Origin of the sequence: Sphaerotilus sp. (genome assembly GCF_041083715.1) — a bacterium.
Taxonomy (GTDB): Bacteria; Pseudomonadota; Gammaproteobacteria; order Burkholderiales; family Burkholderiaceae_C; genus Sphaerotilus.
In genome coordinates this window covers 1-10656 of sequence record NZ_JBFPGY010000134.1, presented here as the reverse complement: position 1 = coordinate 10656, position 10656 = coordinate 1, and the positions used below count along the sequence as shown (strand labels likewise).

The following is a 10656-nucleotide window of genomic DNA, read 5'->3' as shown; positions in this document are numbered from 1 at the left end:
GCAGGCTTCACGCTGTGCACCGTTCTGGAGCGCGAGGACCCGCGCGATGCCTGGGTGTCGAACCATTTCGAGTCGGTGCAGGCGCTGCCGCTGGGTGCGAAGGTCGGTACATCGAGCCTGCGCCGCGTGGTGCAGCTCAAGGCGGTGCGGCCCGATCTGGACGTGCAGCCGCTGCGGGGCAACCTCGACACGCGCCTGCGCAAGCTCGACGAGGGCCAGTACGACGGCATCGTGCTCGCCGCGGCGGGGCTGAAGCGGCTCGGACTGGCGTCGCGCATCCGGGCGGTGATCGATCCGGCGGTGATGCTGCCGGCGGCGGGGCAGGGCGCGCTCGGCATGGAGGTGCGCACCGACAACACGGCGCTGCGCGAGGCGCTGGCGACGCTGATCGACATGCCGACCTGGCTGGCGGTGCATGCCGAGCGGGCCGTGTCGCGGGCGCTGGGTGGCAGTTGCAGCATGCCGCTGGCCGCGCACGTCACCTGGCGCGACGCGACGATGGTGCTGGAGGCCCGCCTCGGCCACCCGACCGACGCAGCGCAGCCGTTGCTGATGGCGCAGGTGCAGGCTGCTGTGGCTGACGTGGCGGGTGCCGAGGCACTGGGCCTGTCGGTGGCCCACCTGCTGCGCGATGGCGGTGGCCTGCGGTATCTGGCCGCCGCCGAGGCGCTGGCGGCGGCATGACCGCCACCGTGGTCGTGACCCGGCCGCAACCACAGGCGGACGACTGGGTCGTGCGGCTGCGGGCGCTGGGTCAGGCCGCATGCGCCTTGCCGCTGATGCGCATCGAACGGTCCGCGGCGTTCGACGCGGACGTGGCGTGCACCTGGGCGGTGCTTGCACAGCACCGGCTGGTGATGTTCGTCAGTCCGAATGCGGTGCTGGCGTTCTTCGCGGCCCGGCCGGCGGGTCTGCGTTGGCCTGAAGCGACACTGGCGGGGGCCACCGGACCCGGCACCGTGGCCGCGCTCCGGTCGCAAGGCGTGGATGTGGCGTCCATCGTGGCTCCACCGATGGACGCGGCCACCTTCGATGCCGAAGCGCTCTGGACCCATGCGCTGGCGCAGCGCGACTGGGCCAGGCAATCGGTGCTGGTGGTGCGCGGCGAAGACGGGCGTGATTGGTTGGCGGACACCCTGGGCCGGGCGGGCGCATCGGTGGCGTGTCTGGCGGCCTACCGGCGTGGGCCACCTCTGTGGCTGGGCGCGCTGGACGAGGCGCTGGCGAGGGTGGTCGCACAACCCGCGCAGCACATCTGGCTGTTCAGCAGCTCGCAGTGCATCTCCCACCTGCTGGCGGTGGATGCACTGGCCGATGCCGCGCGGCGCACGGCCGTGCTGGAGGTGCCCGTGCTGGCCACCCATCCGCGCATTGCCGACACGGCCCGGCGCGGGGGGTTTCGCCAGGTGGTGCCGGTGGCACCGGATCCGGTCGCTGTCGTGCAGGCTGCGGCGTGCTGGCGCTGAATGTGTCCGCAGTTGTGATGCGTTGCACAGCCGTCATGCCCCATCGATACAATCAACGCAGCGGGATGAACACTTCGGCCCCGCACCGCCTGTGAACGATCAAACACTTCCTCCCACCGGCACGCCTGTCAGCGCCGACTCTTCTGCTCCGCCTCCGGAGGTGCCGGTCGCCGCGCCTCCTTTGGTGGCTCCGCCTGCCGCTGCCGTGCCGATGATCGTGCATGCGGCGGCACCGGTGCCCGCCTTGCCATCGTGGGTCATGCCTGTCGGCCTGGTGCTGGCGCTGGTGGCCGGAGGCAGTCTCTGGATGGGCTGGGAAACGCAGCAGCGCGTGCACGCGCTGGAGATGGAGCTGGTCAAGCGCCAGCAGGGCAGCAGCGAGCAGGCGTCCGAGGCGCGCGTGCTGGCCAAGCAGGCCGAGGACGTCGCCCGCGATGCGGCCGCCAAGGTCGCGCTGATGGATGCGCGGGTGTCCGAGGTGTCCCTGCAGCGTGACCAGCTCGATGACCTGATCCTGTCCATGTCCCGCTCGCGCGACGAGAACGCGGTGTCGGACATCGACGCCTCCATCCGCGTCGCGATGCAGCAAAGCTCGATCACCGGCAGCGCCGAGCCCCTGATGGCCGCCCTGCGCAGTGCCGACGAGCGCCTGGTCCGCATCAGCCAGCCCAGGCTGGAGCCGCTGCGCCGCGCCATCGCCCGCGATCTGGACCGGGTGCGCGCGGTGGCGGTGCCCGACATCGGCTCGCTGCTGATCAAGCTGGACGAGGTCGTCCGCCTGACGGACGAATTGCCGCTGGTCTCGCAGTCGGCGACCACGGCGCGTGCGGTGGTGTCCGCCCAGCATGCGCAGGCCCAGCAGGCTGCGGCGTCCGCGCCGGCGCGTGCCGACCTGCCTGTGTGGAGGCAATGGTTCGCGGACTGGGAGCGGCCGGTGCGGCTGGTCTGGGACGAGGTCAGCAGCCTGCTGCGCGTGACCCGCATCGATCGGCCCGAGGCCATGCTGCTGGCGCCCGAGCAGGGCGTGTTCCTGCGCGAGAACCTCAAGCTGCGGCTGCTGAATGCCCGCCTGTCGCTGCTGTCTCGGCAACCCGAGTCGGCGACGGTCGATCTGCAGAGCGCACAGCGTTCGCTGCAGATCTATTTCGACGGTACCGCGCGCCGTACCCAGATCGCCACGGAGCTGCTGCGCGCGGTCACGTCGCAGAGTCGCCTGGTGGGCATCCCTCGGCCCGACGAATCCCTCGCTGCCACTGCTGCTGCCGTGGCAGGTCGCTGAAGGGAGCCGGTCATGCGCCAAGTGGTCTGGTTGCTGTTGATCTTTGCCGTCGCCGTGCTGGCTGCGAGCACGCTCGGGGCCAATGACGGTCTCGTGTCCATCTACTGGACACCGTGGCGGGTGGACGTGTCGATCAACGTCTTCGTGCTGGTGATGCTGATGCTCGGTGGCGCGGGCTACATCGTGATCGGCGCGGTGTCCAGCCTGGTCGGCCTGCCCGAGCGGGCCAAGGCCTGGCGCACCCGCCAGCGCGAACACGCCGCGCAGAAGGCATTGCGCGAGTCGTTCTCGCTGCTGTTCGCCGGCCGCTACGGCCGTGCGCACAAGGCGGCGCAGCAGGCGCTGGAGATCCAGGCGCAGTCACCGGATCTGCGCATCGAGCCGGACTTCGCCGTGCTGGCGCATCTGGTCGCTGCCAACAGCCTGCACCGTCTGCAAGACCAGCCGCGCCGCAACGAGCAGCTCGCCAAGGCGCAGGCGCTCATCGCCGATCTGCCGGGCGGCTCGGCGGTGGGCGAGGGCGCGCGGCTGCTGGCGGCGGAATGGGCGGTGGATGACCGGGATGCCGACCGCGCGCTGGACCAGCTCGCGCTGCTGCCGGCCGGCGTGGCGCGGCGCACCCATGCGCTGCGGCTCAAGCTGCAGGCCTCGCGGCTGGCCCGGCAGCCGCTGGAAGCGCTCAAGACGGCACGCCTGCTCGCCAAGCACCAGGGCTTCACGCCGGTGGCGGCGCAAGGCCTGTTGCGCTCGCTGGCGGTCGAGGCGCTGGACACTGCGCGCGATGCCGACCAGCTCCGACGCATCTGGCTGCAGCTCGACAGCGCCGATCGCCGCGATCCCTATGTGACCGCACGGGCCGCGCGTCGTGCTGGTGCGCTGGAAGCCCTGTCCGACGCGCGTGGCTGGCTGCGCCCGCACTGGGAGAATCTGTCGCAACTCGGCGAACGCGAGCGCTCCGATGTGCTCGATGCCTTCGCCGAGGTGCTGCCGGGCTTGCCGCCGGACTGGCTGCCCCTGCTCGAATCCAGTGTCGAATCGCTGCCGCAGGATCCGCAGCTGGCGTTCGTGGTCGGGCGCGCGATGGCGGAGCGCCAGCTCTGGGGGCGTGCGCACCGCCTGCTCGAATCGGCCGCCCAGTCGCCCCACGCCGACGGTGTCCTGCGCATGAAGGCCTGGCGTGCGCTGGCCGAGATCGCCGAAGTGGAGGGCGACGAAGAGCTTGCGCACCGTTGCTACCGCGAGGCTGCAAAAAATTCGTGAGTTCACTTGCCAAGTGCTGGTGAATCACGCCATAATCCATCTCTCAGCGAAATTTGAGCGGCTGTAGCTCAGTTGGATAGAGTACTTGGCTACGAACCAAGGGGTCGTGGGTTCGAATCCTGCCAGCCGCACCAACAATCAGATTTCGCCGACGGACAAGGTTGCAAGACCTTCTCCATTGCGGCTGTAGCTCAGTTGGATAGAGTACTTGGCTACGAACCAAGGGGTCGTGGGTTCGAATCCTGCCAGCCGCACCAGACAATGCAACGGGTCAGTTTCTTCGGAAGCTGACCCGTTCTGCTTTCAGGCAATCGTTTGCCGATCCAGGCGCGACTTCAACACCAGATCCACCACCGGCTGTTCGCGCTTGTTGGCGCGTTGGCAATGGTCCTTCTGGAAGTGGTCGGTCAAGCGGATCACCACTTTCGCCCAGCGCCGGTCGCGCGCGCGCCAGGCGTGCGATGAGATCGACTCCCAGGCGTAGCCGTCGAAGACCGTGGCATTGACGAAGTGGTCCAGCGCCCGCACGCCGGCCCGACCACGTGCATTCGGGCCGAACAGCCCGATCCACACCAGCATCAGGTAGCCACACACGGCCATCGGCACCACGGCGCACATCAGCAGGAAGCCCGCCATCCGCTCCTTCATGCAGCGGCCTCGGCGGCAGGCGCCGTGCGTCGGAACATGCGCAGCCGCACACCGTTGGCCGACCGGATCGTGAGCCGCCCGACGGGTTGCGGCACATGACCGGGGACGGCCTCCAGCCGGTGGTGGCGCACCAGCTGGGCCAGGATCAGCGTGGCCTCCTGCAGCGCGAAGGCCGCGCCCATGCACACCCGCGGTCCCATGCCGAAGGGCAGGTAGGCCTGCTTCAGCGCGTCGCGTGAGGCATCGCCGTCGTAGCGGTCCGGGTTGAAGGCGTCCGGCTCGGGCCAGAGGTCGCGGTGGCGGTGGATGAGCCAGGGCGCCACCACGACGGTGGCGCCCGCGGGCACCTGCTTCTGGCGCATCGGACAGCTGCCCGCGGCCTGGCGCGCCATGAAGCCGACCGGCGGGAACAGCCGCAGCGTTTCCCGGAACACGTTGCGTGTCAGCGTCATGTCCTTCATGTCACCGAGTTCCGGTGCCCGCTCGCCGAGTTGTGCCCGCACTTCGGCATGCACCCGCGCCTGCACATTCGGCGCCTGGGCCAGCAGATGTGTGGCCCAGGTCAGCGCGCTGGCCGAGGTCTCGTGGCCGGCCAGGAAGAGCATCGCCACCTGGTCCACCAGCGCCTCGAACGAGAACGGCACGCCGCTTTCCGGGTCGCGCGCGTCGAGGAAGGCGGCGAGGATGTCCTGACGTGTCGCCGGGCAGCCGCCCCGGTGTGCGGCGTAGCGCGGTCGGATCAGCGTTTCCAGCAGCCCGCGGATCTCGCGTGCGGCGCGCCGGCTGCGCCACCCGTCCCACGGCCAGCGCAGCCAGCGCTGACCAAACAGCGACGGCACCATCAGCCGCGGCACCTGCGCCTGGAAGCGCGAGAAGGCATCGAACACGCGGTGTGCATCCGGCCCGGTCAGGGGCTCGGAGAAGATCGTGCGGAAGATGATGTCGGCCGTCACATGCGTCATCTCGACTTCGAGGTCGTGCTCGGCGCCGTCCGGCCGCGCGGCCAGACGGGCCAGCATCGCGTCCGTCGCCTCGCGCATCACGGGGAAGGCCACGTTCAGTCGTGCCTGCGCGAAGGCCGGGTCCATCATCTCGCGCTGGCGTTGCCACTGCGCGCCGTTGGTGGTGAAGATGCTCTCGCCCAGCAGCGGCTGCAGCGCCTCGCCGAGCAGGGCGCTCTTGGGGAAGTTGCCGTCCGCGTCGTGCAGCACCTGCCGCACCATCGCTGGCTCGTTGACCATGTAGAGGTCCAGCCCGGGCAGGTGGACCTCGCCCATCTGCATGCGGTAGCTGCGCTCGTACAGCGCATTCAGCCACGAGCGCCTGGCGCTGAAGAACATCAGCAGGCCCGAAGCCTTGCTGGTGCGCGGGCGGGGATAGGCGGGGCAGAAGTGGGGCGTCGGCGGCGTCATGGGCGTGCTCATCGTGCAGTGCGGCGGGCCTGTGCGAGGTGGGATTCGAAGGGCTGGGGCCCGTACAGCAGCGTGTACAGGTCGAAGTTGCCGGCCCGGTCGGGTGTCATCAGATACAGGAAATGCACTTGCACCTTGTCGCGGCGGATCACCGCCCAGCGGCGAGGTTCGTACATCTGGAAGAACCGCGCGGCCAGCTGCACCGGCATCGCGCTGGGGGCCGCTGCCGCTGCACCGGTGCTGGCCAGCGGATGGGTGCGGTAGAAACACAGGGGATCGATCAGCGCCGTGACGTCAAGCCAGGCGAGCTGCGGGTGCGCGACCAGCCGCGCCAGCGCGGCCCGAAACGCAGTGGCCCGCGGCAGCAGGGCCAGCGCCGGGTAGCACTGGCCCATCGTCAGCACGGCGGTGCGGCGACCGGTCTGCAGCGCCTGCCAGCGAGGGTCCTGCAGCAGCCCGTCGACGACCCCCACGGTCAGCAGCGTGCCGACGCTGTGACCGGCCAGCACGACCTCATCGACCGGGTCGGCCTGCTGCTGCGCGATGACCTGCTCGATCCAGGTCTGCGTGCGCGTCTCCAGTCCGGTGGCGCTGCCCCGGCCCATGTGGCGCACGAAGCCGTGGATGCGCGTCAGCCAGAACAGCCCGAGCTGGTCGGCCTGACCGAGCACGAAGCGCGCGGTCAGCAGCCCGAGCCCCGCGGCCAGCGCGGCACGCAGGCTGGCGGGCACGGCGTCCACCGCCATCGCCGCCCAGGCCACGCCGGCGCCGGCCAGCAAGGCCCCCAGCACACCGGCCAGCGGCAGCAGGCAGGTGAGCAGTGACGTGGGATGTGCGCGCCGCAGCCGCCCCAGGCCCATCTCGAACAGCATCGCCGCGTACACCGCCAGCATCTCGCGCAGCAGCGCCAGCGGGTGGCGGCTCCAGTGGGCGCGGATGATGTCGTCCCAGCCCATGAAGACCTGTTCGGTGTGGACGGACGGGGCGGCGGGATCTTCGGAGGCTGCGGTGGCCTGCCACTGGACAGGCCAGTGGTGGGTGTGGGGATCGGTGTCGGAACGCTGGCGGGTACCGGTGTTCACCAGCGCGCCGGAGGGCTGCGGGCGGGCACCCTGTTCGCGGAAGAGGCGGTGGTAGTGGCTGGCACCACGCGGGTCGAAGCCGCTGAAATAGTGCACGCGTCGCCGGCGGATCGGGGCAGCGGAATGCAGTGCGGTCGGACGATCCGGGGACATGGGACGGACCTGGCGACAGGTTCAAGGCAGGACACCTCGCCATCTTGGCCCGGACGGCTCGGCACCGATCGGCCGAACTTGAGCGGAAAAACCGCTGAAAACTGAAATGCAGGAGAGCCGTGGGCTGTGCTCAGGGCTTGCGTGGCGGATCGGGCAGCAGGCAGGCCTCGATCACCTGCAGGTCGTTGTCGCGGGCGAAGTTCATCACGAAGTCCCAGGCCATCGGCTCCAGGTCCTTGAGGGCTTCGTTGACCACGACACACTTGACGTTGCCGAGCGACGTGGGAATGCAGTAGGGCGAATAGCCGATCGCGCCGCCCAGGCCGCCCTGCTGACCGCCCGGACGAAAGCACGACATGGCACCGGCCAGCCGCTCGGCCCAGTCGCTGGGCCGGAAGGTGCGGCCGTCGCTGGTGGTGCCCTGGATGAAGACTTCGCGTGGTTTGGGAGTGTTCGTCGTCACGTGCTGCTGCCTGCTGCCTTGCTGTGACAAGCTCGGTCGTTTGCCACGTAAACCCGTATTGTGCTGCACCGCAGCAGCCCTGTGGCAGAGCGAGACAGTCGGCGCGTGCCGAGTATCGCCGCTGCCACTGTCGGTCGGCTGTCAACTGCATTCCCTACAATCGCCCAGGCGCCGACTCCTTGACGGCGCCTTTGTTTTTTTCACCCCCCGCTTCGCCGGAGAACCCACCGATGTCCGCTGTCCCTGCCTCGATCGCCGAACCCCATGTGATGACCACCTACGGCCGCCTGCCGATCGCGCTGTCGCATGGCCGAGGCTGCCGAGTCTGGGACACCGCCGGGCGCGAGTACCTCGACGGCCTCGGCGGCATCGCCGTGAACACGCTCGGCCACGCGCACCCGAAGTTCGTGCCCGCCTTGCAGGAGCAGATCGCCACGCTGATCCACTGCTCGAACTACTACCACGTGCCCGGCCAGGAAGCGCTCGCCGCGAAGCTGGTCGAGCTGTCCGGCCTGACCAACGCCTTCTTCTGCAGCACCGGCCTGGAGGCCAACGAAGCTGCGCTGAAGCTGGCGCGCAAGTTCGGCCACGACAAGGGCATCGAGCGTCCGGAAATCATCGTCTACGAGAAGGCCTTCCACGGCCGCTCGATCGCCACGCTGTCCGCCACGGGCAACCCGAAGGTGCAGGCCGGCTTCGGGCCGCTGGTCGAGGGCTTCATCCGCGTGCCGATGAACGACCTCGCCGCCGTGGAAGCCGCCGTGCGCGACAACCCGAACGTGGTCGCCGTGTTCCTGGAGACCATCCAGGGCGAGGGCGGCATCAACCCGGCGCGCTGGGACTACCTGAAGAGCCTGCGCGCGCTGTGCGACGAGCGCGACCTGCTGCTGATGCTCGACGAGGTGCAGTGCGGCATCGGGCGCACAGGCAAGTGGTTCGCGCACCAATGGGCCGGGATCGTGCCGGACGTGATGCCGCTGGCCAAGGGCCTCGGCTCGGGTGTGCCGATCGGCGCGGTGGTGTGCGGGCCACGGGCCGCGAAGATCTTCCAGCCGGGCAACCACGGCACCACCTTCGGCGGCAACCCGCTGTCGATGCGCGCGGGCGTCGAGACGCTGCGCATCATGGAAGAGGACGGCCTGATGGAGAACGCCGCCACCGTCGGCGCCCACCTGAAGGCCGGCCTGCTGCGCGGACTGGACGGCGTGGCGGGCGTGACCGAAGTGCGCGGCTACGGGCTGATGATCGGCATCGAGCTGGACCGGAACTGCGGCGAGATCCTGACCCGCGCGATGGAAGCCGGCCTGCTGCTCAGCGTCACCGCCGACCGCGTGATCCGGCTGGTGCCGCCGCTGATCCTCACCGCCGCCGAGGCCGACGAGATCGTCGCCATCCTCTGTCCGATCATCCAGACCTTCCTCGCCGCGTGATGCGGCCGTTCCCTCCCATGAAACCAGGCATGAGTCTCATGAAGCACTATCTGCAATTCAAGGATCTGCGGGCCGAGGAATACAGCTACCTGTTCGAGCGCGCCCGCACCATCAAGCGGCGCTTCAAGAACTACGAGCGCTACCAGCCGCTGGCCGACCGCACGCTGGCGATGATCTTCGAGAAGGCGAGCACGCGCACCCGCGTGAGCTTCGAGGCCGGCATGTACCAGATGGGCGGCTCGGTCGTCCACCTGACCACCGACGGCAGCCAGCTCGGCCGCAGCGAGCCGATCGAGGATTCGGCGCGGGTCATCAGCCGCATGGTCGATCTGGTGATGATCCGCACCTTCGAGCAGACCAAGATCGAAGCCTTCGCCGCGCACAGCCGCGTGCCGGTCATCAACGGGCTGACCAACGAGTTCCACCCCTGCCAGATCCTGGCCGACCTGTTCACCTACCTTGAGCACCGGGCGCCGGTCGGGGCGGACGGCTACGATATGAACAGCCTGAAGGGCAAGGTCGTGGCCTGGGTCGGCGATGGCAACAACATGGCCAACACCTGGCTGCAGGCGGCGGAGATCCTCGGCTTCACGGTGCATGTGAGCACGCCGGGCGGCTACGAGGTCGATCCGAAGGTGGCCGGGATCCGCTCGACCGACTGCTACAAGGTCTTCGACAACCCGCGCGATGCCTGCCTGGGCGCCGATCTGGTGACGACCGATGTGTGGACCAGCATGGGCTACGAGGCCGAGAACGAAGCCCGCAAGGCCGCGTTCGCCGACTGGTGCGTGGACACCGGGGTGATGGCGCTGGCCCGTCCGGACGCGCTGTTCATGCACTGCCTGCCCGCGCACCGCGGCGAGGAAGTGGCGGCGGATGTCATCGACGGGCCGCAGTCGGTGGTCTGGGACGAGGCCGAGAACCGGATGCATGTGCAGAAGGCGCTGATGGAGTATCTGCTGATCGGGCGGATTGGCTGACCTGGGCGTTCAGGCCGCCAGCAGCGCATCCAGCGGGCTGCGCGTCGTTCCGGCGGCCATCTTGAGCACATGCGTGTAGATCATCGTCGTGCTCACGTCGCTGTGCCCGAGCATGTGCGGCTCGGTCTGCTGTCCAGACCGCTCGGGCTTTGTCCAGTTGCGCGGCCGTACAGCAGGCGGGCGAGCAGGCCGGTTTCGCCTTCGGTGCGCGAGAGCAGGCCGGCCACCTCGTCGATCGTGAGCACCGATGGAATGCGTGGTCGGGCGGTCGGCCGCGCCATGTCGTTCATCCAGGGCAAGTCCATGCCCAGTACCTCGCGGTACAGGAACAGCAGTGCCGACAATGCCTGTCGATGGGTCGAAACCGACACGTTGCCATGCATCGCCATGTGGGACAGAAAGGCTTCCACTTCGGTGCCGCCCATGTCACGGGGATGGCGCATCTGGTGGAAGCGGATGAACGTCTTCGTCCAATGCACGTAG

Annotated in this window: 12 protein-coding genes and 2 tRNA genes; 8 read left to right on the top strand and 6 right to left on the bottom strand. The window is 69.1% G+C overall.

Annotated features, from left to right (window positions below; translation table 11 throughout):
- The 6 genes from hemC to AB3X43_RS06345 form a co-directional block, all read left to right on the top strand.
- Positions 1-684: hydroxymethylbilane synthase (gene hemC, locus AB3X43_RS06370; protein WP_369429025.1), on the top strand; the 684-nt coding region annotated here is incomplete at its 5' end.
- Positions 681-1466 carry a uroporphyrinogen-III synthase gene (locus tag AB3X43_RS06365; protein ID WP_369429024.1) on the top strand — a complete coding sequence of 262 codons (786 nt, stop codon included), beginning with the start codon at positions 681-683 and terminating at the stop codon, positions 1464-1466. The genes hemC and AB3X43_RS06365, both read left to right, overlap by 4 nt.
- Positions 1467-1650: 184 nt before the next feature.
- The gene (locus tag AB3X43_RS06360) at positions 1651-2745 is read left to right on the top strand and encodes a uroporphyrinogen-III C-methyltransferase (RefSeq protein ID WP_369429023.1); all 1095 of its coding nucleotides are present in this window, start codon (positions 1651-1653) and stop codon (positions 2743-2745) included.
- A gap of 12 nt (positions 2746-2757) precedes the next feature.
- Entirely contained in the window at positions 2758-4005 is a 1248-nt protein-coding gene (locus AB3X43_RS06355; RefSeq protein ID WP_369429022.1) for a heme biosynthesis HemY N-terminal domain-containing protein, read from the top strand.
- Positions 4006-4062: 57 nt separating this feature from the next.
- Positions 4063-4139 (top strand) — tRNA-Arg (locus AB3X43_RS06350).
- Positions 4140-4185: 46 nt separating this feature from the next.
- Positions 4186-4262, top strand: a tRNA-Arg gene (locus AB3X43_RS06345).
- A 46-nt stretch (positions 4263-4308) separates the two neighbouring features.
- Here AB3X43_RS06345 and AB3X43_RS06340 read toward each other — a convergent pair.
- The 4 genes from AB3X43_RS06340 to AB3X43_RS06325 form a co-directional block, all read right to left on the bottom strand.
- A complete protein-coding gene (locus AB3X43_RS06340) occupies positions 4309-4653 on the bottom strand; it encodes a hypothetical protein (RefSeq protein ID WP_369429021.1) in 345 nt (114 codons plus the stop codon).
- Positions 4650-6077: a cytochrome P450 gene (locus AB3X43_RS06335; RefSeq protein WP_369429020.1), complete on the bottom strand. Its 1428-nt coding sequence runs from the start codon at positions 6075-6077 to the stop codon at positions 4650-4652. Before AB3X43_RS06335 ends, AB3X43_RS06340 begins: the two co-directional genes overlap by 4 nt.
- Entirely contained in the window at positions 6074-7300 is a 1227-nt protein-coding gene (locus AB3X43_RS06330) for a hypothetical protein (RefSeq protein ID WP_369429019.1), read from the bottom strand. The genes AB3X43_RS06335 and AB3X43_RS06330 overlap by 4 nt, the downstream gene beginning before the upstream one ends.
- Before the next feature lie 130 nt (positions 7301-7430).
- Positions 7431-7763 (bottom strand): DUF3579 domain-containing protein, encoded by a 333-nt coding sequence (locus AB3X43_RS06325; protein ID WP_369429018.1) that lies wholly within the window; start codon positions 7761-7763, stop codon positions 7431-7433.
- A 230-nt stretch (positions 7764-7993) separates the two neighbouring features.
- Here AB3X43_RS06325 and AB3X43_RS06320 point away from each other — a divergent pair, with 230 nt between their 5' ends.
- Entirely contained in the window at positions 7994-9193 is a 1200-nt protein-coding gene (locus AB3X43_RS06320) for an aspartate aminotransferase family protein (protein WP_369429017.1), read from the top strand.
- Positions 9194-9210: 17 nt separating this feature from the next.
- Positions 9211-10173: an ornithine carbamoyltransferase gene (gene argF / locus AB3X43_RS06315; protein ID WP_369429016.1), complete on the top strand. Its 963-nt coding sequence runs from the start codon at positions 9211-9213 to the stop codon at positions 10171-10173.
- Between the two features lie 9 nt (positions 10174-10182).
- Here the strand turns inward: argF and AB3X43_RS06310 are convergent, their stop codons facing one another.
- Entirely contained in the window at positions 10183-10287 is a 105-nt protein-coding gene (locus AB3X43_RS06310) for an integrase (RefSeq protein WP_369429015.1), read from the bottom strand.
- The coding region (locus AB3X43_RS06305; protein WP_369429014.1) for a phage integrase N-terminal SAM-like domain-containing protein at positions 10266-10656 on the bottom strand (391 nt) is incomplete at its 5' end. The genes AB3X43_RS06310 and AB3X43_RS06305, both read right to left, overlap by 22 nt.